The sequence below is a fragment of the Bradyrhizobium sp. SZCCHNRI1029 genome (genome assembly GCF_032487555.1).
GTDB lineage: Bacteria > Pseudomonadota > Alphaproteobacteria > Rhizobiales > Xanthobacteraceae > Bradyrhizobium.
In genome coordinates, this window is the sequence record NZ_JAUEUK010000005.1 from 279,741 (window position 1) to 304,558 (window position 24,818).

25 protein-coding genes are annotated in these 24,818 nt (G+C 65.9%); 11 read left to right on the plus strand and 14 right to left on the minus strand.

The window, feature by feature from the left end; genetic code table 11:
* Positions 1-134 precede the first annotated feature (134 nt).
* Positions 135-317 carry a 50S ribosomal protein L32 gene (rpmF, locus tag QW861_RS16350; RefSeq protein WP_006610266.1) on the plus strand — a complete coding sequence of 61 codons (183 nt, stop codon included), beginning with the start codon at positions 135-137 and terminating at the stop codon, positions 315-317.
* Positions 318-504: 187 nt separating this feature from the next.
* A complete protein-coding gene (locus tag QW861_RS16355) occupies positions 505-1,230 on the plus strand; it encodes a hypothetical protein (RefSeq protein WP_315751925.1) in 726 nt (241 codons plus the stop codon).
* 18 nt (positions 1,231-1,248) lie between these two features.
* Here QW861_RS16355 and QW861_RS16360 read toward each other — a convergent pair whose 3' ends face one another.
* Positions 1,249-1,470, minus strand: coding sequence for a hypothetical protein (locus tag QW861_RS16360; protein WP_315715175.1), 222 nt, complete (start codon positions 1,468-1,470; stop codon positions 1,249-1,251).
* Positions 1,471-1,837: 367 nt separating this feature from the next.
* Here QW861_RS16360 and QW861_RS16365 point away from each other — a divergent pair, with 367 nt between their 5' ends.
* Positions 1,838-3,505: a bifunctional diguanylate cyclase/phosphodiesterase gene (locus QW861_RS16365; protein WP_316193330.1), complete on the plus strand. Its 1,668-nt coding sequence runs from the start codon at positions 1,838-1,840 to the stop codon at positions 3,503-3,505.
* A gap of 20 nt (positions 3,506-3,525) precedes the next feature.
* Here the strand turns inward: QW861_RS16365 and phaR are convergent, their stop codons facing one another.
* On the minus strand, positions 3,526-4,119 hold the full coding sequence (gene phaR, locus QW861_RS16370; RefSeq protein WP_315715176.1) for a polyhydroxyalkanoate synthesis repressor PhaR: 594 nt from the start codon (positions 4,117-4,119) through the stop codon (positions 3,526-3,528).
* A gap of 382 nt (positions 4,120-4,501) precedes the next feature.
* On the opposite strand from phaR, the gene QW861_RS16375 reads away from it, so the two are divergent.
* The 4 genes from QW861_RS16375 to QW861_RS16390 all read left to right on the plus strand — a co-directional run bounded on the left by QW861_RS16375 (position 4,502) and on the right by QW861_RS16390 (position 9,940).
* Entirely contained in the window at positions 4,502-5,680 is a 1,179-nt protein-coding gene (locus tag QW861_RS16375; RefSeq protein WP_315715177.1) for an acetyl-CoA C-acetyltransferase, read from the plus strand.
* A gap of 271 nt (positions 5,681-5,951) precedes the next feature.
* The gene (locus QW861_RS16380; protein ID WP_315825544.1) at positions 5,952-6,677 is read left to right on the plus strand and encodes a beta-ketoacyl-ACP reductase; all 726 of its coding nucleotides are present in this window, start codon (positions 5,952-5,954) and stop codon (positions 6,675-6,677) included.
* 153 nt (positions 6,678-6,830) lie between these two features.
* Positions 6,831-7,703 (plus strand): DMT family transporter, encoded by an 873-nt coding sequence (locus QW861_RS16385; protein WP_315751928.1) that lies wholly within the window; start codon positions 6,831-6,833, stop codon positions 7,701-7,703.
* A 227-nt stretch (positions 7,704-7,930) separates the two neighbouring features.
* Positions 7,931-9,940 carry a putative bifunctional diguanylate cyclase/phosphodiesterase gene (locus QW861_RS16390; protein WP_316193272.1) on the plus strand — a complete coding sequence of 670 codons (2,010 nt, stop codon included), beginning with the start codon at positions 7,931-7,933 and terminating at the stop codon, positions 9,938-9,940.
* A 1-nt stretch (position 9,941) separates the two neighbouring features.
* On the opposite strand, the gene QW861_RS16395 is transcribed toward QW861_RS16390, so the two are convergent.
* Both QW861_RS16395 and gloB read right to left on the minus strand, forming a co-directional pair.
* A complete protein-coding gene (locus tag QW861_RS16395; protein ID WP_315715181.1) occupies positions 9,942-10,376 on the minus strand; it encodes a cupin domain-containing protein in 435 nt (144 codons plus the stop codon).
* A 14-nt stretch (positions 10,377-10,390) separates the two neighbouring features.
* Positions 10,391-11,158, minus strand: a complete 768-nt coding sequence (gloB, locus tag QW861_RS16400; RefSeq protein ID WP_316166271.1) for a hydroxyacylglutathione hydrolase — start codon at positions 11,156-11,158, stop codon at positions 10,391-10,393.
* A gap of 193 nt (positions 11,159-11,351) precedes the next feature.
* On the opposite strand from gloB, the gene QW861_RS16405 reads away from it, so the two are divergent.
* The gene (locus tag QW861_RS16405; RefSeq protein ID WP_315751930.1) at positions 11,352-12,128 is read left to right on the plus strand and encodes a class I SAM-dependent methyltransferase; all 777 of its coding nucleotides are present in this window, start codon (positions 11,352-11,354) and stop codon (positions 12,126-12,128) included.
* Between the two features lie 87 nt (positions 12,129-12,215).
* Here QW861_RS16405 and QW861_RS16410 read toward each other — a convergent pair whose 3' ends face one another.
* From QW861_RS16410 to QW861_RS16430, 5 genes are all read right to left on the minus strand, one after another.
* Entirely contained in the window at positions 12,216-13,046 is an 831-nt protein-coding gene (locus QW861_RS16410; protein WP_315751931.1) for a DUF4167 domain-containing protein, read from the minus strand.
* Positions 13,047-13,597: 551 nt separating this feature from the next.
* Positions 13,598-14,485: a peptide chain release factor N(5)-glutamine methyltransferase gene (gene prmC / locus QW861_RS16415; RefSeq protein ID WP_316193273.1), complete on the minus strand. Its 888-nt coding sequence runs from the start codon at positions 14,483-14,485 to the stop codon at positions 13,598-13,600.
* 193 nt (positions 14,486-14,678) lie between these two features.
* Complete coding sequence (gene prfA / locus QW861_RS16420; RefSeq protein WP_316193274.1) at positions 14,679-15,764, minus strand: peptide chain release factor 1; 1,086 nt, start codon at positions 15,762-15,764, stop codon at positions 14,679-14,681.
* A gap of 62 nt (positions 15,765-15,826) precedes the next feature.
* Entirely contained in the window at positions 15,827-18,094 is a 2,268-nt protein-coding gene (ptsP, locus tag QW861_RS16425; RefSeq protein WP_315715187.1) for a phosphoenolpyruvate--protein phosphotransferase, read from the minus strand.
* A gap of 302 nt (positions 18,095-18,396) precedes the next feature.
* Complete coding sequence (locus QW861_RS16430; RefSeq protein ID WP_315715188.1) at positions 18,397-19,653, minus strand: aspartate kinase; 1,257 nt, start codon at positions 19,651-19,653, stop codon at positions 18,397-18,399.
* A gap of 147 nt (positions 19,654-19,800) precedes the next feature.
* On the opposite strand from QW861_RS16430, the gene QW861_RS16435 reads away from it, so the two are divergent.
* Together QW861_RS16435 and ubiG are read left to right on the plus strand one after the other, a co-directional pair.
* Positions 19,801-20,268: a PH domain-containing protein gene (locus QW861_RS16435; protein WP_315715189.1), complete on the plus strand. Its 468-nt coding sequence runs from the start codon at positions 19,801-19,803 to the stop codon at positions 20,266-20,268.
* Between the two features lie 47 nt (positions 20,269-20,315).
* Positions 20,316-21,080 (plus strand): bifunctional 2-polyprenyl-6-hydroxyphenol methylase/3-demethylubiquinol 3-O-methyltransferase UbiG, encoded by a 765-nt coding sequence (gene ubiG, locus QW861_RS16440; RefSeq protein WP_409977941.1) that lies wholly within the window; start codon positions 20,316-20,318, stop codon positions 21,078-21,080.
* 102 nt (positions 21,081-21,182) lie between these two features.
* On the opposite strand, the gene QW861_RS16445 is transcribed toward ubiG, so the two are convergent.
* Positions 21,183-21,464, minus strand: a complete 282-nt coding sequence (locus QW861_RS16445) for a GIY-YIG nuclease family protein (protein WP_316170998.1) — start codon at positions 21,462-21,464, stop codon at positions 21,183-21,185.
* A gap of 233 nt (positions 21,465-21,697) precedes the next feature.
* On the opposite strand from QW861_RS16445, the gene QW861_RS16450 reads away from it, so the two are divergent.
* Positions 21,698-22,597, plus strand: coding sequence for a DMT family transporter (locus tag QW861_RS16450; RefSeq protein ID WP_315715192.1), 900 nt, complete (start codon positions 21,698-21,700; stop codon positions 22,595-22,597).
* Here the strand turns inward: QW861_RS16450 and QW861_RS16455 are convergent, their stop codons facing one another.
* From QW861_RS16455 to grxC, 4 genes are all read right to left on the minus strand, one after another.
* Positions 22,598-23,035, minus strand: a complete 438-nt coding sequence (locus QW861_RS16455; protein WP_315715193.1) for an EamA family transporter — start codon at positions 23,033-23,035, stop codon at positions 22,598-22,600.
* Between the two features lie 141 nt (positions 23,036-23,176).
* A complete protein-coding gene (locus QW861_RS16460) occupies positions 23,177-23,653 on the minus strand; it encodes a DUF1178 family protein (protein WP_315751936.1) in 477 nt (158 codons plus the stop codon).
* Positions 23,650-24,528: a carbon-nitrogen hydrolase family protein gene (locus tag QW861_RS16465; protein WP_315715195.1), complete on the minus strand. Its 879-nt coding sequence runs from the start codon at positions 24,526-24,528 to the stop codon at positions 23,650-23,652. The genes QW861_RS16460 and QW861_RS16465 overlap by 4 nt, the downstream gene beginning before the upstream one ends.
* Positions 24,525-24,800 carry a glutaredoxin 3 gene (grxC, locus tag QW861_RS16470; RefSeq protein ID WP_315715197.1) on the minus strand — a complete coding sequence of 92 codons (276 nt, stop codon included), beginning with the start codon at positions 24,798-24,800 and terminating at the stop codon, positions 24,525-24,527. Before grxC ends, QW861_RS16465 begins: the two co-directional genes overlap by 4 nt.
* Positions 24,801-24,818: the final 18 nt, after the last annotated feature.

Sequence of the window (24,818 nt, forward strand, 5' to 3'; positions counted from 1 at the left end):
TCGGAGAGCCCTAGCCATGCCGCACCCCTTCCTCTATAAGCGCGGCCTTGATCGGCATCCGGGCTCGCCAGCTTCATGGCTGCAGCCGTCCTTTGCGGACGATGCCTTGCAAAAATACCCTAGAGGATACCGATATGGCCGTCCCCAGAAGAAAAACTTCGCCGTCGCGCCGCGGCATGCGCCGCTCGGCTGACGCCATCAAGAAGCCGACCTATGTCGAGGACAAGGATTCCGGCGAGCTGCGTCGTCCGCACCACCTGGACCTGAAGACCGGCATGTACAAGGGCCGCCAGGTCCTGAAGAAGAAAGACGCCTGATTGTCCGCGCGGGCCGCTTTCCAAGCTGCCCGAATTCGGCCATCGATGGGGTTGAAAGCGGTCCCGTGCGACGTGATTCGCCGGGACCGTTGCGTATCTGTGCCGCGTGATCCCGTCTCGCTGTCTCATCTTCGCACCGATTGACTTTGCGCCGGGCCGCCGCCCGCGCCATCCAAGGCTTCAACCGATGTCCATGGTCGGTTTCCCGCTGCTGCTGATCCCGCTGGCGATCTACAACATGATCGTCTTCCTGATGCCGGGGGTCGCGTTCAGCGAGACGCTGCTGCGCCTTCAGCTTCCGTCCGGCGAGGTCTGGACGATCTCGCTCGGCGACATGCTGCTGGCCCTGGGCGTGCTGCTGCTGCTGCTCGAAATCATCAAGGCGGCGAAGCCGAACGGGAAATATCTGACCGATCATCTGCTGTCGCTGCTGGTCTTCGGCGGCGCCGCGGCGGAATTCGCGATGTGGCAGAAGTTCGGGAATTCGACCTTCCTGCTGCTGACCCTGCTGGCGATGGTCGATTTCTTCGGCGGAGTCTCGCTGCGCACCAAGCGCGCCGCCCGCTCAGTCGTCGCAGCTCCCGCTTCCGTGCCGGCGCCGGCCGAAGCGACCGTGCCTGATTCGGAACCTCAGCCGATCGAGGAGCCGGCCAGAGAATCGGTCAAAGAACCGGCCAAGGCGGAGGTTGAGCAGGCGGAGGTTCAGAAGGCGGATGCTGCCGCGCCCGTCGTTGAAGAGCCGATCGATGCCGTGCCGGCTGCTGCTTCGGTCGCCGAGTCCGTGCTGCTCGACCGCTCGGTCCCCCGGCCGGCTCCCGCTCCGACGACCGGCTGGGTCGCGGAGGCAAAGGAGACCGAGACCGCTGCTCCGGGCGCTCCAGAGCCGCCCAAACCCGACGCGCCGAAGCCCTGAGGCGCAGGAGCGCGCCGCTCAGATCATTTCTCGGGTCCGGCCGCCGGCACGCGTGACCGGCTGAAGCCTCGCCGCATAGGCACTGTGGACGTCGGCAACCGCCGCGCGCCTGAGCGTGCGGGTTTGCGGCAGCTGCTCGGCGGTCGCGATCAGATGGGTCACGAAGCCGGCGTCGGGGCGTGCTGCGCGAACGATCCGCGCGCGAAGGTCATGGCTCGCATCGCTCGGCAGCAGCGTCACGGAGCGGGAGGTCTGCTCCGACCCATCCAGGCGATCGCCGTCCTGATCAATCGTTAACATTGTCCAACCACCGCCGGCGCGATTGTCACGTTCTGGGACGCCGGAGCCTTTCGCTCCTCGATCTCGCAAGAGCAATGCCGTTCCAAGCGCTCTGGAGCGCTGCATGTTCCAAACATGGTTGACGCGTCTCGGACACGCGCTCGTCGCCTCGGCATGCTCTCCGTTAACCAGAGATGCGTAGTCTGATTCGCGAACTCGGCCGCCGCCGCTCGCGCGGATGCGCGCTGGCCGTTCCCAAATCAGCGCCGGTCCTGCCGGCCTGTGCCGAAACGAGGCGACCTTGACATCCGAATTGCCACAGACCGCGATGATCCTGGCGTCCCTGGGCCAAGCCGCCTTCGTCTGGGATCTGGCGAGCGACGTGATCGTCTGGAGCGATCACGTCGGGGCGGTGTTTGCCGACGTTCCGCTGCCGCAACTCTGCAACGGCGCCGAATTCAGCAAGCTCATCGAGCCGGACCGCAGCATCCGCTCCGAGATCATGCACCAGGCGGCGCCGCTGCATGGCGCCGCCGGCACGCCGTACCGGATCGAATATGGCGTGCGCACCCACGCCGGTGCGCCATTGATCTGGGTCGAGGAGACCGGCTGCTGGTTCGCCGGCCCCGATGGGCGGCCCTTGCGTGCCCAGGGCATCGTGCGGATCAACAACGAGCGCCACGCCCGCGAGGAGCAGCTGCTCAAGCTGTCACGGCACGATCCGCTGACCGGCGAGCTGAACCGAACGCATCTGCTGGCGACGCTTGCCGAGGTGATCGAGGAGTCGCAGCGGTTCCGCTTCTCCTGCGCCTTCATGCTGGTCGGCATCGATCATCTCGCGCGCATCAACGACGCCTTCGGCTTCGACGTCGCCGACGGCGTCGTGCTGGAGATCGCCCAGCGCATCCGAGGCCGGCTCCGCGGTGGCGACACGCTCGGGCGGTTCTCGGGCAACAAGTTCGGGTTGATCCTGAAGAACTGCACGATGGACGACATGACCACCGCGGCCGAGCGCTTTCTCGCGACCGTGCGCGACGAGGTGGTGCCGACCAAGTCAGGTCCGGTCGCCGTCACCGCGACGATCGGCGCCGTGAGCGTTCCCCGTCACGCCCGCTCGGTCGAGGAAGCGGTCAACCGCGCCCATGAGACGCTCGACGCCGCCAAGCGCCGCCGCATCGGATCGTTCTCGACCTGGCGGCCGAACGTGGAGCGCGACGCACAGCGCAAGGTCAACATCCGCGTCACCGACGAGATCGTGACCGCGCTCAATGAGCGGCGCATCGTCACAGCGTTCGAGCCGGTGGTGAATGCCAACACGCTTGCGCCCGCCTTCTATGAATGCCTGGTGCGGATGCGCCAGGATGACGGCCGGGCCTTGCTGGCGCCGGACGTCGTCCCAGTCGCCGAACGGCTCGGTTTGATCCGTCTGGTCGATCACCGCATTCTGGAGCTGGTGGTGGCGGAGCTCGCGAGCACGCCCGACGTCACCCTGAGCCTCAACATCTCGCCTGAGACCACCATGGATCCGGACTGGTGGGCCTCGATCGAGTCCATGATGCGCGCCCATCCTGGGGTCGCCGAACGGCTGATCGTCGAGATCACCGAGACGGTCGAGATCCAGGACGTCGACGATCTCCGCGGCTTCGTGACGCGGCTGAAAGATCTCGGCAGCCGAATCGCCATCGATGATTTCGGCGCCGGGCACACCTCGTTCCGCAATCTGCGCAAGCTCGGCGTCGACATCGTCAAGATCGACGGCGCCTTCGTGCAGAATCTCGTGCGCTCGGCTGACGACCGCGCCTTCGTGCAGACGCTGGTCGAGCTGGCGCGACGGCTGCAGATCAAGACGGTCGCGGAATGGGTGCAGGACGAGGCGTCGGTCGGGCTGCTGCGCGACTGGGGCTGCGATTACATCCAGGGCCGGGTGATTGGCCTCGCCTCGGTCGATCGGCCGTGGATCGGTAACGGCAGGGTGGAGCTGCCGGCGGCGGGTTGATCAGCCGCCGGCCTTCGGCGTCAGCCTTGCTGCTCGTCCTTCTTCGGCTCCGACATGCGATCGAGCCGGTCCTGCATTTCCTTCATCTGACGGCGCAGCTCGTCGATGTTGTCGTCGGCGGCCGGGGCCGGCTCGGCGGCCTTCTCGTCGGCGCGCACCGGCGGCGTGAACGGCTTGAACATCGAGAACGTCTGCTGGAACAGTTCCATGTTGCGGCGCACCTGCTCCTCGAGCGGCGCGAACGGCGTCCCGCTGAAGGTGTCGGCGATCTGCTTGCGGAACTTCTCCTGCTCCCGGGTCAGGGTATCGATCGACTGCTCAAGGTACTTTGGCACCACCATCTGCATGCTGTCGCCGTAGAAGCGGATCAGCTGGCGCAGGAACGTGGTCGGCAGCAGGTTCTGACCGGCCTTGTTCTCCTGCTCGAAGATGATCTGTGCGAGGACCGACCGCGTGATGTCGTCGCCGGTCTTGGCGTCGTAGACTAGGAAATCCTCCCCGTTCTTAACCATCGAGGCCAGATCTTCGAGGGTCACGTAGGTACTCGTCCCGGTATTGTAGAGCCGCCGGTTCGCGTATTTCTTGATTGTGGTGGGTTGGTCAGATTTCGCCATGAGCTCACACATGCAAACCGAGAACAGGGAACCCGGCGGCGTCGCCGCAGGGCGAAGAGCTACGCAATGCAATAACGTAATCACTTTCGAGCGAGTTCGGCTACGGTTTTGTGCGGAACGGTTAATCCCGCAGCAGAAATCTTGCTCACGAAACGGCCAAGCATCCCAATTTGAATGCGCTGCAGCAGGAATTGCTGATGCCGCCAATTGACATGTCGCAACGACGTTAACAGGATGAAGGACGAAGGTTGCGCACTCGCCAATCCGGGGCTTGCGGAGGGCCGGCACGACCGTGAACTGAAAAGATCATTTTCATTTCAAATACCCTCGAGTCTCAAGCCCTCGCTTTCACGTCCAAGATCAAGAACCCCAGGAGATGCTCATGTCAGACGATGTCGTCATCGTCAGCGCCGCCCGCACCGCGGTTGGAAGTTTCAACGGTGCCTTCGCCAGTGTCCCGGCTCATGAATTGGGGGCGGTGGCCATCAAGGCCGCGCTGGAGCGCGCCGGCGTCGAGCCGGGCCGCGTCTCGGAGGTCATTATGGGCCAGATCCTGACTGCGGCGCAGGGCCAGAACCCGGCGCGCCAGGCTTCGATCGCCGCCGGCATTCCAGTCGAGAGTCCGGCCTGGGGCATCAACCAACTGTGCGGCTCCGGCCTGCGCTCCGTGGCGCTCGGCTACCAGGCGCTCGTCAATGGCGACTCCGACATCGTGGTCGCCGGCGGCCAGGAGTCGATGAGCATGGCGGCGCACGCGCAATATCTGCGCGCCGGCGTGAAGATGGGCTCGCTCGATCTGGTCGACACGATGATCAAGGACGGCTTGTGGGACGCCTTCAACGGCTATCACATGGGCAACACCGCCGAGAACGTTGCGAAGCAATATCAGATCACGCGCGCGCAGCAGGACGAGTTCGCCGTTGCATCGCAGAACAAGGCCGAGGCGGCTCAGAAGGCCGGCAGGTTCAAGGACGAGATCGCACCCGTGACGGTCAAGAGCCGCAAGGGTGACACCGTGGTCGACACCGATGAATATCCGCGTCATGGCGCGACGATCGAGGCCATGGCCAAGCTGCGTGCGGCGTTCGAGAAGGACGGCACGGTCACCGCCGGCAACGCGTCGGGCATCAATGACGGCGCGGCTGCCGTGGTGCTGATGACCGCCAAGCAGGCGGCCAAGGAGGGCAAGACCCCGCTGGCGCGGATCGTGTCCTGGGGCCAGGCCGGCGTCGACCCGAAGATCATGGGCACCGGCCCGATCCCGGCGTCGCGTTCGGCGCTGAAGAAGGCCGGCTGGAACATCGCCGACCTCGACCTGATCGAAGCCAACGAGGCGTTCGCCGCGCAGGCTTGCGCGGTGAACAAGGATCTCGGCTGGGATCCGGCCAAGGTCAACGTCAACGGCGGCGCGATCGCGATCGGCCATCCGATCGGTGCGTCCGGCGCGCGCGTGCTCGTGACTCTGCTGCACGAGATGCAGAAGCGCGACGCGAAGAAGGGTCTTGCCACGCTGTGCATCGGCGGCGGCATGGGCATCGCGCTGTGCGTTGCACGCGACTAAAAACCCGGCAGTGACTGCGAACCGTTCAGCCTTCGCAATCGCGTCCAGCTCAACTAAAGATCAACGCCCGGCGATCTCGCCGGGCGTTTTGTTCTTGATGTCCGTCAAACACGTCGCATAATCGACCACTAAAAAAATGGAGTTGAGCGAGCATGGACGGTCGTGCGGCAAGTTGATCGTCGCGCGGAGGTTCATGATCCAATAACAACGGCAAGCGCGGCGACAGCCAGAGGTTGTCCTGTGCGATCAGTCATCGAGGGAAGGATTCGACATGGCACGTGTAGCGTTGGTGACGGGGGGAACGCGCGGTATCGGAGCGGCGATCAGCAAGGCGCTGAAGGCGGCTGGATACAAGGTCGCGGCGAATTACGGCGGCAACGATGCCGCGGCGGAGAAGTTCAAGAGCGAGACCGAGATCCCCGTCTACAAATGGGACGTCAGCTCGTTCGAGGCCTGCGGCGAAGGCATCAAGAAGGTCGAAGCCGATCTCGGTCCCATCGATGTGCTGATCAACAATGCCGGCATCACCCGTGATACGGCCTTCCACAAGATGACGCTCGAGCAGTGGAGCGCGGTGATCAACACCAATCTCGGCTCGCTGTTCAACATGACCCGCCCGGTCATCGAGGGCATGCGCGCGCGCAAGTTCGGCCGCATCATCAACATCTCCTCGATCAACGGCCAGAAGGGCCAGTTCGGCCAGGTCAACTACTCCGCGGCGAAGGCCGGCGACATCGGCTTCACCAAGGCGCTCGCGCTGGAGACGGCCAAGGCCGGCGTCACCGTCAACGTGATCTGCCCGGGCTACATCAACACCGAGATGGTGCAGGCGGTGCCGAAGGACGTGCTCGAGAAAGCCATCCTGCCGCTGATTCCGGTGGGGCGCCTCGGCGAGCCCGAGGAGATCGCGCGCGCCGTGGTGTTCCTCGCGGCTGATGAGGCCGGAGCCATCACCGGCTCGACGCTGTCGGTCAATGGCGGCCAGTACATGGTGTGAGCCTCGCCGGCGGCGTTGCCTCCGGCCACCATCTGCGGTTAAGGAAAACCTGATGCCCGCGCTCGCCGCGGGCATTCACGTCTTGGACGCTCCCCGCACGGACGCAGGCGTGGGTGGCCGGCATGAGCCGGCCGTGACGGAGCCTGCCGCCTGATGTCCCAGCGCAATGCGACCCTGATCGGTCTGACCGCGATCCTGATGTGGTCGCTGCTCGCCTTGTTGACGGTGGCAACTGGCACGATCCCCGCCTTCCAGCTTGCGGCGATGACCTTCGCGATCGGCGGCGCGGTCGGCCTGCTCAGTCTGGTCCGCCGACCGGACGGGCTACGGGTGCTGCGGCAGCCGCTGACGGCGTGGGCCGTGGGCGTCGGCGGGCTGTTCGGTTATCACGCGCTGTACTTCCTGGCGCTGCGCTTCGCGCCGCCGGCAGAAGCCGGGCTGCTGAACTATCTTTGGCCGCTGCTGATCGTGCTATTTTCGGCCTTTCTGCCGGGGGAGCGGCTCGCGGTTCATCACGTGACCGGCGCCGTGATCGGGCTTGTCGGCACCGCGCTGCTGTTGCTCGGCAACGGTGCGAGCTTCGCTGCGAGCCAGTTGCCGGGGCTCGCGGCCGCCTTCGTCGCGGCGTTCGTGTGGGCGATCTATTCGGTGCTCTCGCGCCGTCTGAAGGCGGTGCCGACCGATGCCGTCGCCGGCTTCTGCATGGCGACGTCCGCGCTCGCGGCCCTGGTCCATGTTGCGGTCGAGCGAACGGTCTGGCCCGACAGCCCGACGCAGTGGCTCGCTGTTGCCGGTCTCGGCATCGGCCCGGTTGGCGCCGCGTTCTATGCCTGGGACATCGGGATGAAGCGCGGAGACATTCGCGTGCTCGGTGCCGCATCCTATGCGACGCCGCTGCTGTCGACGGCTTTCCTGATCGTTGCCGGCTATGCCCGACCGAGCGCCACCCTGGCGGTGGCCGCACTGCTGATTGCCGGCGGCGGTCTGGTCGCGGCCAAGGACATGTTCCTCCTGCGCAAGCGCTGACCGCATCAGGTCGAGCGACGTCAGGCGGGGCCGGCTCGCATGCGGACTCGGCACGGCGGTCCGAATCCGCCGGTTATCCTTGATGCGCACTTAATCGTGCGCAAAACCGGCGCGCCGGCCGGTAGCTCACAACCGCCGATTACAGTTTGGCGCGGTCTGCACCTAACCCGCCCTTTACCCGTGCTGAGCGATAGTCCCTGCGAAATGGTGCTGACAACGGGGCGGCAATGCCGGACGTGAGACGTTACATGGCCCGCGCAGGGGAGTTGTTTCGCGTTCCCGCCGACAGTCCCGAGCTGACGCGCGCGCAGTTCCAGGCGTTCTCCAAGCAGGTGCCGCTGCTCTATTTCATTCTCATCACCAACAGCCTGGCGCTCGCCTACACGTTCCTTCCGCTGGCGCCGACGTGGCTCACGATTTCCGTGCCGGCGTTGCTATCGACGATTACCGGCGCGCGCATGCTGTGGTGGCTGCGGCAGGGCGAGGCCGCCAGCAGCGACGCCGAGGTGCTGCGCAACCTGCGTGTCACCAACCGGATTGCCGGCCCGATCGGGGCGCTGTTCGTCGTCTGGTCCTTCGCGTTGTTTCCCTACGGCGACCCATTCGCCAAGGGGCAGGTCGCGTTCTACATGGCGGTCACGGTCATCGGCATCATCTTCTGCCTGATGCACCTGCGCTCCGCAGCCCTGATCGTGACCCTCGTGGTCATCGTGCCCTATGTCATCTTCTTCATGTCCACGGGCGTTCACGCGCTGCGGGCGATCGCGGTCAATCAGCTGCTCGTGTCCGGCGCGATGGTCACGGTGCTGTTCATCTATTATCGGGATTTCGCCGCGCTCGTCGCCAGCCGCAAATCGCTGCTCGCGGAGCAGGCGGCGACGCAAGCGCTGTCGGATGAAAACTTCCGCCTCGCCAATCTGGATTCGCTGACCGATCTGCCCAATCGCCGTCGCTTCTTCTCGGAGCTCACGCAAGCTTTCGCCGAGGCCGACCGGGACGGCACGCGGCTCGCCGTCGGCATCATCGATCTCGACGGCTTCAAGCCGATCAACGACACCTATGGGCACACGGTCGGCGACCGCGTGCTGATCGAGGCCGCGCGCCGCATCCGCGACGCCTGTGCCGGCCATGGCGGCCAGGTCCATCTCGCCCGGCTCGGCGGCGACGAGTTCGGACTGGTGGTCGCCGGCAATCCCACGGACGACGATCTGCTCAACCTCGGACGGCAGATCACCGACCTCATCAAGCTGCCCTATCAGTTCGACACGACCCATACCGGCCTGTCGTGCTCGACCGGCTTTGCGTTGTATCCGCGCTCGGCCATGGTTGCGGATGCGCTGTACGAATGCGCCGACTATGCGCTCTACCACGCCAAGCGCCGCGCCCGCGGCCAGGCCATCATCTTCTCGACCGAGCTCGAGGCGGAGATCCGTAGCCGCAGCGTGATCGAGCACCTGTTGCGCACGGCCGATTTCGACGCCGAGATGGACCTGGCGTTTCAGCCGATCATGGACGCGATGAATTCGCGCACCACCGGATTCGAGGTCCTGGCGCGCTGGCACAGCCCCAAGCTGGGTACGGTGTCGCCCGCAAGCTTCATCCCGGCCGCCGAGCGGATCGGCGTCATCCGCAGCCTGACGCGTTGTCTGCTGGTCAAGGCGCTCGCCGCCGCGCGGACCTGGCCGGACGACATTCGCGTGTCGTTCAATCTCTCCGCGCACGACATCTGTTCGCCGGATGGCGTCCTGCCGCTGCTGGCGGTCATCCATGCCAGCGGCGTGCCGCCGCGCCGCATCGAGTTCGAGATCACCGAGACCGCCGTCACCTTCGACTTCGCCCGCGCCGAGCAGTCGATCGCGGCATTGAAGGCGATCGGTTGCGGCATCTCGCTGGACGATTTCGGCACCGGCTACTCGTCGCTCAGTCACGTCCACCGGCTGCCGCTCGACAAGCTCAAGGTCGACCGCAGTTTCGTGAGCGACGTCAACGCCAACCCGATCAGCCACAAGATCATCAAGTCGCTGACCGGCCTCTGCGCCGACATGGAAATTTCGTGCGTCGTCGAGGGTGTCGAGACCAAGGAGCAGCTCGACAGCCTGCGACGTCTGGGCGCGGACTACATCCAGGGCTACTACTTCGCGAAGCCGATGCCGGCCGACGCGATTTCCGGCTTCCTCGCCCAGGAGCGCCAGCGCTTCGCCGAGCCGGCCGCGAAGGTCGCCGGCGCGAGCGCCTGACTCAGACCTCCGGCTCCCAGCCGGGCGGCGCAAGCTCGAATCCTTCGAACATGAAGCCCGGCGCCACCGTGCAGCCGACGAGCGTCCAATCGCCGGCGCTCTCGGCGGCCTGCCAGGCATGGGCGGGCACCACCGCCTGCGGCTGCTGGCCGGCTGCGAGGTCGATGCCCAGCGTCGTCGTTTGCGGCGCCTGGCCTTCGGCGGCGATCCGCAAGGTCAGCGGCGCACCGGCATAGAAGTGCCAGGTCTCGACCGCGTCGACCCTGTGCCAATGCGAACGCTCGCCGCGCGCGAGCAGGAAATAGATCAAGGTCGATGCGGCGCGGCCGGAGGCGTCGACGGCCGGATCGCGGAAGGTCTCGCGAAAATGTCCGCCCTCCGGATGAGGCTGCAGGCCGAGACGCGCGATGATGTCGGCAGCCGAGAGCGTGGCCATCGTCGTCCTCGCCGTTACGACTTGTTCTTGCGCTCGCGCAACTCGCCGAATACCTGCTCGGCGCTGGCGCCCTTCATGCGCAGCCGCACTGCGACGGCCGGATCGTCGGCGCGCAGGAACACGTTGGCGGTCTTCTCGTCGCCCAGCAGCGACGGAATGGTCGGCCGGTTGGCGGCACGCAGCCGCGTGACCTCCTCGGCGCGAGCCTTCAGCGCCGCGTTGTCGCCGTCGACGGTGAGGGCGAATTTGACGTTCGAGGCTGTGTATTCGTGGCCGCAATAGAGCCGGAAGTCGTCCGGCAGCGCGCGCAGCTTGAGAAGCGAGTCCCACATCATCGGATAGGTGCCCTCGAACACGCGGCCGCAGCCGACCGAGAACAGCGTGTCGGCCGCAAACAGCGCCTTGTCGGCATCGAACACGTAGGAGACGTGGTCGAGCGTATGGCCCGGCGTTTCCAGCACGCGCGCGAGCAACTCGCCGATCTTCACGACATCGCCATGGGCGACTCGCAGATCGACGTTGGCGATCGCCGTCGTCTTGTCGTGGGGCGCGACCACCCGGCAGCCATATTTCTGCTTGAGCTCGGCGACGCCGCCGACATGGTCGTGATGATGATGCGTGATCAGGATGTCGGTGAGCCTCCAGCCTTCGGCGTCCAATTGCCGGACGATCGGTCCGGCCTCGGGGGCGTCGATCGAGGCAGTCGCACCGGTCGCGGGGTCATGGATCAGATAGCCGAAATTGTCGGACAGGCAGGTGAAGGCGCGGATGTCGGCGGCCATGATGTCTCCGTCGGCGGGACCGGGCGAGGCACGATGGTCGCGCTCGCGATGCCAGAAGGTCGTGGAAGCGGAGCCCGGGCGCAGCGCTGCGGGGCGGCCTCCGATGTCCCGCGCAGAGATATGGCGTTAACGCTGGAGGCGCAACGCAATATTCGGCGCGCGGCAGCGCGCGCTCGCATGATACATTGACGTCATGGACGTGATCGATCTGCGAAATTTCTATTCGGGTCGCCTCGGGATCGTCGCGCGGCTCTTGATCAACCGCGGTATCCGCGCGCGCTGGCCGAGCGCGGCCGGGCAGCGGGTGCTCGGCGTCGGCTATCCCACGCCCTATCTTGGCCTGTTCCGCGAGGATTCCGAACGCTGCATCGCCTTCATGCCGGCGGCGCAGGGGGTGCTGAAATGGCCGACGGCGCGGCCGACGCTGGCCTCGCTGGTGGACGAGTTCTCGCTGCCGCTGCCCGATGCGGCGATCGACCGCATCCTGATCGTGCATGCGCTGGAGATGTCGGACGACCCGGCCGGGCTGCTGCGCGAGATGTGGCGGGTGCTGGCGCCGGCGGGACGCATGATCATCGTGATCCCGAACCGGCGCGGCGTCTGGACGCGGACCGACAACACGCCGTTCGGCCATGGCCGGCCCTATTCGCGCTCGCAGATCACGCAACTGCTGCGGCAGACCTGGTTCACGCCGACCGGCTGGGGCGAGGCGCTGTTCATGCCTCCGGTCGGCGGCTGGTTCCTGAAATCGGCGATGGCCTGGGAGCGCGTCGGCGCGGCGCTGTCGCTGCCGTTCGCCGGTGTCCACATCGTGGAGGCGACCAAGCAGGTCTACCGGGTGATCCCGGCGCGCCGCGAGCGCATTCGGCTGATCCCGCGGCTCGAACCGGTGCTGGCGCCGTCACCGTCGGCCCCCGGATCCGGTGGCGCCGGTCGCCGCGAGGTCGGTCCGCCGTCGCGCGAAGCATGATCCCGGGCCGTTTTCCTGCGCGCTTCCCGCGCAAAAAAACGGGTGGGCTCAAGAGCCCACCCGTTTCGTCATGATGGAGGGTAATCGCTATTCGCCCGGATTGAGGTCCTCGCTCGGCGCCGGTGCAGCAGCGGCTGCTTCAGCGCGCGGACCATGCGGACGCCGGCGGCGCCGCGGATAGCGCTCGGCAGCGCCCTCGAAGGCGGCCGGGGGATTGGCGATCTGCGGCTGCGGACCGGTGATGAAGGACGGCAGCCGATCGACGCCGCTGTCGGCGATGACGGGCTGGGGTTGCGGCTGCGGCTGGTACTGGACGGGCTGCGGCCGCTCCCGGTGCTCGCGCGGCTCCCGCTCGCGATGTTCGCGGGGTTCACGGTGTTCCCGCGGCTCGCGGTGTTCGCGCGGCTCGCGATGCTCACGCGCTTCGCGGTGCTCGCGCGGCTGCTGCTCGCGCTGATAGGGCTGGTTGTCGCCGCGCTCGCGCTGGCCGCCTTCGCGGTCGCGCATGAAGGGTTGGGGCTGAGGCTGCGGCTGGGCCGGAACAAAGCCGGGCTCCTGGCCGAAATGCGAGAAGCTCTCACCGTCATCGTCGAGGTCGTCGACGGTCAGGTCCTCGGTGTTGCGCGGCTGCTGCGGCTGATTCTGGCGGAACTGCTCCTGCGCGGCGGCAATCAGGCGGAAATAGTGCTCGGCGTGCTGGTAGTAGTTCTCGGCGGCTACGGGGTCACCCGAAGAGCGGGCGTCGCGGGCAAGCTGGACATATTTCTCGGCGACATGAGAGGCAGTGCCGCGGATCTTGATGTCCGGTCCATTGGACTCGAACACCCGGGTCAGCGGATTCTGGCCGCGCCGGTTATTGTTGTTGTTACCGCCGCTGTTCCGGTTGCGCATCCGCTTGTTGTTCTGACCGTTTCTCATGTCCTGCCTTTATTCCAACCCTGCGTTAGGAGCACCGATTGTCTGAGCACTGATTGTTATCGGAATACCGAGAGTGTATTGAAATACCTTCGCCGGGCTCGGACGCCTCGCGCGCGGTCCAAATGGTCCCATCCGACCCATGTCGGTTCCGACATGCCGGTTTGACCCATGCCGATGTGATCGACAGCCGATTCTCTCGACAAAAGCGCGTTCAAAACGCGTTCCCCACCCGCCAGCCCCTGGGACCGGCGAACCACGTCATTCAGCCAGCCAAGGCGACATGCGCCACGACCGACCCAGTTTGCTTAGCGTAAGACCTCAAGTGCAAAGTCAGGCTTTCGTTCGCTTTGCAGTCGCGGGCTGCGCAGCCATCCGGGCTCTCGCGCTCAGCAGATCTGCGTTCTGGAACCTATCGCCCGGCGCGGCTCTCTGGCATCTGACCGCGGCGGTGTTCCGTGAATACCGCTCGTCGTGGCCTGCACCGGTGCTATGGATGGAACGTAGTCGCTCCCGGGGGATATTCCAAGAGCTTTTTCTGCATTCCCCGACCTTTACCGGAGCTTTTTTAGGCCCATGACGGTTCGGGGAATACCGGCCAGATCGGCCCGGATCGTCGAGGAATCGGCCGTCAGGCCAGCCCTCACCATCAATGCAGCGACCTCGTCACTCTGGCCAAGCCCGACCTCCACGATGACAGCGCCGTCCGGCCGCAGCAGGGCCGCCGCCTGCGGGATCAGCGCGCGGTAGGCGTCGAGCCCGTCCTTGCCCCCGTCCAGGGCGCGCAGCGGATCATGAGTGCGCACCTCGACGTCGAGCGCACCGATCTCGGACGATGGGATGTAGGGCGGGTTCGACACGATCAGGTCGAAACCCGCAGACAGCGCTGCGGCGTAGGAGCAGGCGACGAAGCCGGCGCGGTCGGCTAATCCGAGCGCGCGCGCATTATCCCGCGCGGTGGTCAGCGCGGCCAAGCTGATGTCGGTACCGAGTCCAAAGGCCCGCGGCAGCTCGGACAGCAGCGCCAGCAGGATCGCGCCGGAGCCCGTGCCGAGATCGGCGATGCGCAAGCGACGCTTCAGGTCGCCGCCGGCCGCGAGATGTTCCAGTGCCAGCTCGACGACAGTCTCTGTGTCCGGCCGCGGCACCAGCGTGTCGGCCGACAATCGCAGGTCCAGGCCCCAGAACTCTTTGGTGCCGAGGATGCGGGCGACCGGTTCGCCGGCCAGCCGGCGCTGCACCAGCGTTTCCAGGCGCTGCGCGTCGTCATGGGAGAGCTGTCGTCTCCCGTGCATCACGAGCCCGGTGAGGTCGAGCTGCAGCGCATGGCCGACCAGCAGCCGCGCATCGAGCTCGGGCGAGTCGAGGCCCGCATCTGCAAAGCGCGCGGCCAGGGCACGGCGGGCGGCATCGATCGTCACGCCGGCGATGAGGCCGGTCATCGCGCAAACTCCCTCCACGCGTCATCCCCGCGAACGCGGGGAGCCATACGCCGTGCCGTGGCGGGACGGGCGGTCGGAGTTGCCTTCTGTGACAGCCACGAAGGCCGGTGGTTAGGGGTCCCTGCGTTCGCCGGGACGACACCGTTTGTGTCGGGGCAGCGTCGCATCGCCTCCTGCAATGCGCCGGTGCGCATCACGCCGCAGCACCTTGCGCGGCGAGCTGCGCGGCCTGGTGCTCGGTCGTCAGCGCGTCGATGAGTTCGCCCAGCGCTTCGCCGGCGATCACCTGCGGCAGCTTGTAGAGCGTCAGGTTGATGCGGTGGTCGGTGACGCGCCCTTGCGGAAAATTATAGGTGCGGATGCGCTCCGAGCGGTCGCCCGAGCCGACTTTCTCCTTGCGCTCGGCCGAGCGGGCCGCGTCGACCTTCTGCCGCTCGGCGTCGTAGATGCGCGAGCGCAGGATGTTCATCGCGGAGGCGCGGTTCTTGTGCTGCGAGCGGCTGTCCTGCATCATCACGACGATCCCGGTCGGGATATGGGTGATGCGGATCGCCGATTCCGTCTTGTTGACGTGCTGGCCGCCGGCGCCTTGCGCGCGCATGGTCTCGATGCGCAGGTCGTCCGGCTTGATGTCGACGTCGACATCCTCGACCTCGGGCAGCACGGCGACTGTCGCCGCCGAGGTGTGGATGCGGCCTTGCGTCTCGGTGTCGGGCACGCGCTGCACGCGGTGCACGCCGGATTCGAACTTCAGCTTGGCGAAGGCGCCGCGGCCCTGCACTTCGGCGACGATCTCCTTGTAGCCGCCGACGGTGCCTTCGGAGGCCGAGACCACCTCGACCTTCCAGCCCTGCAGGGCGGCGAAGCGCTCATACATCCGGAACAGGTCTCCGGCGAACAACGAGGCCTCGTCGCCGCCGGTGCCGGCGCGGATTTCGAGCACGACGTTGCGGTCGTCCATCGCATCCTTCGGCAGCAGCGCGACGCGGATCTTCTGCTCCAGCTCGCCGCGGCGCGCGATCAGTTCGTCGCGCTCGGCCTCGGCCATCGCGCGCATTTCGGCATCGGTGGCGGGATCGGCGATCAGCGCCTCGGTGTCGGCGAGCTCCTTGACGCCGGCGCGATAGGCCTTCACCGCGTCGATCAGCGGATTGAGCTCGGCCAGCTCACGGGTGATCTGCACGTAGCGGTCGGAATTGACCTGGCCGAGCAGCTCCGCCTCGAGCGAGGCGTGATGCGCGAGCAGGACATCCAGTTTGGCTTGGGGAAGCGACGACATGATGCAATCTGTTCTAGGAGCAAACGATACGAACGGAAGACGCGCAGGCCGCGACAGACCCGCTACAGCGCGAGGCCTTCGCTCTCGGCGAACTCGGTCAGCTTCTGCCGCATCGAGAAGCTGCCGGCCGGCGCGGCCAGCCATTCGGCCATCTTCGTCGCCGCCTTGCCGGCGTCGAGTTCGAGGATCATCGCCTTCACAGGGCCGTGTGCGGTGGCCGACAACGACAGCGAGCGGTAGCCGAGCGCGATCAGCGCCAATGCGCCGATCGGCTTGGAGGCCATCTCGCCGCACAGTGACACCGACCGCTTGGCGGCCTTGGCCTTGTGCACGATCTGCTGCAACGCCCGCAGGATCGGCGTCGACAGCGTGTCGAAGCGCTCGGAGACCTTGGCATTGCCGCGATCGACCGCGAACAGGAACTGGAACAGGTCGTTCGAGCCGACCGAGATGAAGTCGACCTTCGAAAGCAGCTCGTCGAGCTGATACAGCAGCGCCGGGACCTCGAGCATGGTGCCGACGTCGACGCGTTCCGGCAGCGTATGGCCGTGCTGGCGCAGATAGGTCAGCTCGCGCTCGACGATCGCCTTGGCCGTGTCGAACTCGGCGACTTCCGAGATCATCGGGAACATGATGCGCAGCGAGCGGCCGCCGCCGGCGCGCAGCAGCGCCCGGATCTGGCCGCGCAGCAGGCCCGGACGGTCGAGGCCGAGGCGGATCGCGCGCCAGCCGAGCGCCGGATTCTCCTCGATCACGGTCTCCATGTACGGCAGCGCCTTGTCGCCGCCGATGTCCAAGGTGCGGAACGTGACCGGCTTGTGGCCGGCGGCGTCGAGAACCGTGCGATACAGCGCCAGCTGGTCGCTCGAGCGCGGCAGGCTGGCGGACACCATGAATTGCAGCTCGGTGCGGAACAGGCCGATGCCGGCGCTGCCGGTGTCCTCGATGTGCGGCAGGTCGATGACCAGGCCGGCATTGATCATCAGCTCGACCGGCTGGCCGTCCTTGGTCACGCAGGGCTTGTTGCGCAGCTCGCCATATTGCGCCTGACGGCGGGCGCGGAAGCGCACCCGCTCGGCATAGGCGGATTCGATCTCCGACGACGGGCGCACATAGATCGAGCCTGAGGTGCCATCGACGATGATGGCGTCGCCGGGATCGGCGATGCCCGGCGCGTTCGGCACCTCGCCGACGGCGGGAATGCCGAGTGCGCGCGCCACGATCGCGACGTGCGAATTGGCGGTGCCTTCCTCGAGCACGAGGCCGCGCAGCCGCTTGCGGTCGTAGTCGAGCAGCGCCGCCGGACCCATCGCGCGTGCGATCAGGATGGCGTTGTCCGGCAGGTGCTCGCGCCGCGGCGCGTGGTCCTGGCCGACGAGCTGACGTAGCAGCCGGTAGCCGAGATCCTCGAGGTCGTGCAGCCGCTCGCGCAGATACGGATCGGTCGAGCGCAGCATGCGGGCGCGGGTGTCCGACTGCACGCGCTCGACGGCGGCTTCCGCCGTGAGGCCGGTCGCCACCGCCTCGTGCAGCTTGTGCGACCAGCCCTGGTCGTTGGCGAACATGCGATAGGCTTCGAGCACCTCGCGGTGCTCGCCGCCATCGGCGACGTCGCCGCGCTCCAGCATGCGGTCGAGGTCGGCGCGCAGCTTGAGCAGCGCGGCGTCGAGCCGCTTGATCTCCTTGGGCAGGTCCTCGGCGATGTAGTTGTTGATGACGACGCGCGGCTCGTGCAGCACGACATGGCCGAGCGCGATGCCATCGGACAGCACCGTGCCGGTCTTGTGGATCGAGTGCCGCGCCGCCGGCTCGGCGCCGGGCTGCGCCAGTGCTGCGAGCTCGCCGGAGGCGATCATCTCGGCGAGCACCATCGCGGTGGTCTGCAGCGCCTCGACCTCTTCCTCGACATAGGTGCGCTTGGCTCGGTTCTGCACCACCAGCACGCCGAGCGTGTTGCCGGCGCGCAGGATCGGCACGCCAAGGAAGGAGTGGTAGATCTCTTCGCCGGTCTCCGGCCGATACGAGAAGGCGGGATGGCTCTGCGCGTCGTTCAGGTTGAGCGGCGTCGCTTCGCTGGCGACGAGGCCGACGAGACCTTCATGCGCGCTCAGCACGGTCATGTGCACGGCGTCGCGGTTCAGACCTTCGGTGGCATAGAGCTCGAGCGTGTTGTCGACGCGCAGCACATAGACCGAGCAGACCTCCGCGACCATGTTGGCCGCGATCAGCACCACGATCTTGTCGAGCCGCTCCTGTGCCGAGACCTGCTCCGCCATGGTCTCGCGAAGCCGTCTGAGCAGGACGCGGGGGCCTCCCGACGCGCTTCGCATGTGGCACAATCCCCCTTCCTGGGGCCAGCCCGGCACGCGGCCGGATCTGGCGCTAAACTCGCGGCATCGAACAGCTTTCTCGATTCGGCACTATCGCACGCTCAGAGTGCCGGCCCGAACCAGAACAACCTTCACTGGAGCACAGTTTGCGGCTGCCATCCTGCGATGGCGTATAGCGAATTAGGGCTTGTTTTGCCAAGCAAAACGCCTGCCACCGCGGGCGGCGTCAACGGCTTTCGAACGATCTCCGGCCCGTCCCGCTGTCACAGAACGGGACAGGTGTGGTCGCGGAGGAGGATTTTCTAGGCCTGGTCCAGTCCGTAGAGCGTATGCAGCGTGCGGACGGCGAGCTCGGTGTAGGCGGCGTCGATCAGCACCGAGAACTTGATCTCGGAGGTCGTGATCGCGCGAATGTTGATGTTGCGGGCGGCGAGCGCGGCGAATCCCTTGGCGGCGACGCCGGCATGGCTGCGCATGCCCGATCCGATCACCGAGACCTTGGCGACGTCGGTCGCGGTATCCAGGCGCTGATAGCCGATCCTGTCCTTGGCCGCGGTGATGGTCTCGCGCGCGCGATTGTAATCGGTGGCCGGCACCGTGAAGGTGAGATCGGTGGTCTTGCCGTCTTCGGAGACGTTCTGGACGATCATGTCGACGTTGATATTGGCATCCGCCAGTGGTCCGAAGATCGAGGCGGCGACGCCCGGCTTGTCCTCGATCTGGCGCACCGAGATCTGGGCCTCGTCCTTGGAGAAGGCGATGCCGGTCACGACGTGATTTTCCATGATTTGTTCCTCGCTGCAGATCAGCGTCCCCGGCGGCTGGTTGGCGTGCGGGTCGATATCCTCGGGCTTGTCGAATGAGGAGCGGACGAAGATCGGCATGTTGTGCACCATGCCCAGTTCCACCGAACGGACCTGCAGCACCTTGGCGCCCTGCGACGCCAGCTCCAGCATGTCCTCGAAGGCGATCTTGTCGAGCCGCTTGGCCTTCGGCACCACCCGGGGGTCGGTGGTATAGACGCCGTCGACGTCGGTATAGATGTCGCAGCGGTCGGCCTTGATGGCGGCCGCGATCGCCACCGCGGAGGTGTCCGAGCCGCCGCGGCCGAGCGTGGTGATTCGCCCGGTTTCGGCGTTGATGCCCTGGAAGCCGGCGATGACCGCGACCTCCTTGCGGTCGCGAAAGCGCTGGATCAGCTCGGAGCCGTCGATATCGACGATTCGCGCCGAGGCATGGGCGTCGCTGGTCTTGATCGGGATCTGCCAGCCCTGCCACGAGCGGGCCTGGATGCCCATGCTCTGCAGCACGATCGCCAGCAGGCCGGACGTGACCTGCTCGCCCGAGGCCACGACGGCATCGTATTCACGCGCATCGTGCATCGGCGACGCCTCGGTGCACCAGGCGACCAGTTCGTTGGTCTTGCCGGACATGGCCGAGACCACGACGGCGACCTCATGACCGGCGTCGACCTCGCGCTTGACGTGGCGCGCGACGTTGCGGATGCGGTCGATGTTGGCGACGGATGTGCCGCCGAATTTCAGCACGAGGCGACCCATGACGACGCGCTCATTCCCATCAGGAGGATAAGTTGACCGGCTGGGCGCGAAACCGGAGGCGCGCCAGCCGAAACGCGCGTATACATAGCGCCGCGGCTGGGGGCAAGACGGTTCCTTGTGGTGACAGGGTCAGGTAGAGGCTTTGGAATGGCGCGTTACATCGACGAAATCCTGCAACCCGGCGAGAAGGTGCTGTATTCGACCAATGCACATTGGATGTTCTACCTGCCGGCGATCGGGGCCTGGATCGTCGTGTTTGGATTGCTCGTCCTCTCCCGCATGACCGTGAACGACAATCTGGTTCTGCTGTGCCTGGCCACCGCCGCCGTCATCGCCATTGTTGCCCTGTATTGGACGGTCCGGGCCTGGTTCCATCGCCTGACCACCGAGACGGACGTCACCAATCGCCGTGTCGTGCACAAAACCGGTTTCATCAAGCGCCGTACCTTCGAGATGGCTCTCGACAAGGTCGAGAGCGTCGACGTCAACCAGACCATCATGGGACGGGTTCTCAATTACGGCGATGTCACCATCTTGGGTGTGGGCGAGGGCAAGGAAACCATTTCGACCATCGCGGAGCCGCTGGCGTTCCGGAACGCCATCACGGCGCGTTAGCCCGGTACGGCGCCGCAGCTTCGATCATTGAGTATTCAGCGATGACAATGCCTCAGGATTCCCGCAGCACTTCTGTTCCCTCCGGCTCGACCGTCGATCCGGCCGAGATCGCGAAGTTCTCGAAACTGTCCGAGACGTGGTGGGACCCCAAGGGCAAGATGGCGCCCCTGCACAAGATCAACCCGCTGCGCCTGACCTATATCCGCGATGCCGCCTGCCGGAAATTCGAGCGCAACGCCAAGAGCCTCAACTGCCTGTCGGGGCTGCGCATGCTCGACATCGGCTGCGGCGCGGGACTGCTGTGCGAGCCGTTCACGCGGCTGGGCGCGCAGGTCGTCGGCGTCGACCCCTCGGCCAGCAACATTGCCGCCGCCAGGCTGCATGCCGAGAAGGGTCATCTGTCGATCGACTACCGCTGCACCACGATCGAGGAGATGGACCCGCGCGAGCGCTTCGACATCGTGCTGGCGATGGAGGTCGTCGAGCACGTCACCGACGTCAGCGCCTTCCTCGGCCGCTGTGCCGCGGTGCTGAAGCCGGGCGGCATGATGGTGGTCTCGACCCTCAACCGCAACTGGAAGAGCTTTGCGCTCGCCATCGTCGGCGCCGAATACGTGCTGCGCTGGCTGCCGCGCGGCACGCATGAGTGGAGCAAGTTCGTCACGCCGGACGAGCTGACCAAATACCTGCTCGACAACCGTCTGGTCATCACCGAGCAGAGCGGCGTGGTCTACAGCCCGTTCGCCGACCGCTGGAGCCTGTCGACCGACATGGACGTGAACTACATGATGGTCGCCGAGCAGATGGTGTAGCGCGCGCGGCCATTCATCGGCTTGACCCGTCTGCCGCTCCATAACCGGTGTCGTCCCTGCGAACGCAGGGACCCATAACCACAGGGAGGGGTTTGAGGCACGCTAGGAGATCAGGTCGCTGAGATCGCGCCATTCAAGATTGTCGCGCTCGATCAGTTCGATTTTCCAATCACGCTTCCAGCGCTTGAGCTGCTTCTCGCGGGTGACCGCTTCCGCAGCAACAGTGTAGATTTCGACGTAGACCAGCCGAAACACCCCGTACTTCTTCACGAACTCCGAGCCTTCGCCCTTGCGATGCTGCTCGAGCCGCGTCCGTAACGAGTTGGTCACACCGATGTACAGCGTACCGTGACGGCCGCTGGCGAGAATATAGACATAGTACATCGCCGCACCATCGCGTGGATGGATCGCCTAACCCAATTGAAGCCGGTGGTTATGGGTCCCTGCGTTCGCAGGGACGACACCGGATGTGTGGCGCGAGGTTACCACAAGACGCAATCCGTCCTGGCCCTTCCGGCGAGAGCTGCAATCCTGACATGCGGCTGAACCGCCTCACCGCTGTTGACCCAGCGCCCCGTGGTCGTCACGGTGCCAATCTCACTACTGCATTGTGCCGCATGCTCCCCATCACCTCGCTCTGGATTCCGTTCACGTTGGTTGCCGCCGCCGGCCAGGTCGCGCGCAATGCGATGCAGCGGTCGCTGACGGCGAAGCTCGGCACCTGGGGGGCGACCAATATCCGCTTCCTGTTCGGCTTTCCGTTCTCGCTGGTGTTCCTGACCGCGGTGCTGCTGGCCACCGGCGACCACCTGCCGTGGCCGCCGGCGGTGTTCTGGCCGTGGCTGCTGCTCGGTGCGCTCAGCCAGATCATCGCCACCGGGCTGATGCTATTGGCGATGACCGACCGCTCCTTCGTCGTCACCACGGCCTATCTGAAGACCGAAGCGATCCAGACCGCGATCTTCGGCTTCATCTTTCTCGGCGATCCGCTCTCGCTTCCAAAGATGATCGCGATCCTGATCGCCACCATCGGCGTCGTCATCACCGCGCTCAGGCCCGGCGGTGAGAAAAGCTTTGCCGAGTTGAGGCCGACCGTAACCGGCCTGGTTGCCGCGGCGTCGTTCGCCTTGTCGGCCGTCGGCTTCCGCGGCGCCATCATCACCGTCGACGGCGTGTCCTTCGTCACCGCCGCGTCGTACACGCTGGTCTGGGGCCTATTCGTGCAGACGGCGCTCCTCACCGTCTATCTGCTGGCGCGCGCGCCCGACATCCTGCGCGGAATCCTGTCGCTGTGGCGGCCATCGATGATGGCCGGCTTCGTCGGCGCCTTCGCGTCGCAGTTCTGGTTCCTGGCGTTCGCGCTGACCGCGGCCGCCAACGTCCGCACGCTCGCGCTGATCGAGGTACTGTTCGCGCAGGGCGTGTCGTACTATTCGTTCAAGCAGCCGGTTTCGCTGCGCGAGATCGGCGGCATCACGCTGATCGTCGCCGGCGTGGCGCTGCTGGTCGCCGTGTAGTCAGCCCTTGATCGCGATCAGCACGGCGCCGGTCGCGATCAGGGCGATGCCGATCCAGCCCTGCAGGCTCGGTCGTTCGCCGAGAAACACGACGCCGAACAAGGCGACCAGCACGACGCTGAGTTTGTCGATCGGCGCGACCAGCGTCGCTGGTCCGAGCTTCAGGGCGCGGAAGTAGCACAGCCACGAGGCGCCGGTGCCGAGCGCCGACAGTGTGAGGAAGACCCAGCTCTTCATCGAGATCGGGCCGGGGCTCGTCAGCTGGCCTGTCGAAAACAGGATCAGCGCTAGCGTCACCAGCACGATCGCCGTGCGGATGAGCGTAGCGAGGTCGGAGTTGAGCCCCTCGACGCCAACCTTGGCGAAGATGGCGGTGAGGGCCGCAAACAGCGCGGAGAGGAGAGCCCAGAGCTGCCAGGAGGAGGAGAGGGGGGACATCGCTATCGCTCAGACCAAGAAGGCAGTTCGAGACAAGGTATTTCAACCGTCATTGCGAGCGAAGCGAAGCAATCCAGAATCTTTGCCCGGCGCTGGATTGCTTCGCTTCGCTCGCAATGACGGAGAGGGCGTCTCTATTGCTCAATTCCGGTCGTCCGGCAGCACCGGGATCGGCGCGACCTCGATGCCTTCCTCGATCAGTTCGCGGGCCTCGTCGAGCGAGGCCTCGCCATAGATCGGCCGGTGCTCGGTCTCGCCGTAATGCATCTTGCGGGCTTCGGTCGGGAATCGTTCGCCGACATCGTCGGCGTTCTTGACGATGTGGTCGCGCAGCTCCTTGAGCTTGGCGCGCAGCTCGCGCTCCTGCGCCATCATCAGCGCGGTCGATCCCGGCGGAATCACTTCCTGCGCTGGCGTCGGTGAGGCCGGTACCGGCACGGCCTCGCGGCCCTTCTTGCTGACGATGCGCGGCGCCATGATCGCCTTCTCGACCTTGGTCGAGCCGCAGGTCGGGCATTCCACCAGCTTGCGCTTCACCTGCGAATCGTAGGCCGAGGAGCTCTGGAACCAGCTTTCGAACGTATGGTCACGCTCGCAGCGCAGCGCATAGCGGATCATGCCGAGCCCCGCACCAGGTGCAGATAGTCCGGACCCGCGTTGGGGTCGGCGATGCCGAACCGGCGGCCGTGTTGCAGCGAAGGAATGGTCTGGCGCACGCTCTCGACCCGCGACGGATCGATGCGCGCCATGATCACGCCGGGCTCGACGCCGCCCTCGGCGAGAATCTCGCCCCAGGGATCGATGATCAGCGAATGGCCGAAGGTCTCGCGCTTGTTCTCGTGCAGGCCGCACTGGGCGGCGGCGAACACGAAGCATCCCGTCTCGATGGCGCGGGCGCGCAGCAGCGTGTGCCAGTGCGCCTCGCCGGTCTTGCGGGTGAAGGCGGAGGGCACGCTGATGAAGGAGGCGCCGCTCTCGGCCAGCGCACGATACAGCGCCGGGAAGCGCACGTCGTAGCAGATCGTCAGCCCCAGACGACCCCAGGGCAGATCCGAGATCACGGCCGTCTCGCCCGGCTGATAATTCGCCGACTCGCGATAGCTCTCACCGCCCGGCAGGTCGATGTCGAACATGTGGATCTTGTCGTAGCTCGCCAGCACGTTGCCCTCGGGCCCGATCAGGAACGAGCGGTTCACGGCCTTGTCTGCCGAGAAGCGCAGCGCCAGCGATCCGATGTGCAGATGGATGCCCAGCTCCTTGGCGAGCGCCTGATAGGCTTTGAGAGAGGGATCGTCCGCCTCGCTCTTGAGCTGCTCGAACAGCGCCGTCCGGTTGAGCTGCATCATGTTGCTCACTTCCGGCGTCTGGACGTACTCCGCGCCCTGCGCGACCGCTTCCCGGATCAGCCTGATGCCCTGCTCGAGGCTCGGCTCGGGCAGGAGCGAGGTGCGCATCTGCACCATGGCGGCGGTAAAGCTGCGGTCGTTGCTCATGATGTCGCCTTGTCTCCCGCCAGCATGGCGTCGAGCCTGCCCTCGCGATCGAGCGCATAGAGGTCGTCGCAGCCGCCGACATGGGTGTGGCCGATGAAGATCTGCGGAAAGGTCGAGCCCGGGCCGACACGATCATACATCTTCTGCCGGATCGTCGGATCCTTGCCCGCGTCATGCTCGGTGAAGGCAACGTTCTTGCGGGTCAGAAGCGATTTGGCGGCCGTGCAGTAGCCGCACCCCGGACGGGTATAGATTTCGATCGCAGCGGTCATGTCGCGCTCAGCTGTTAC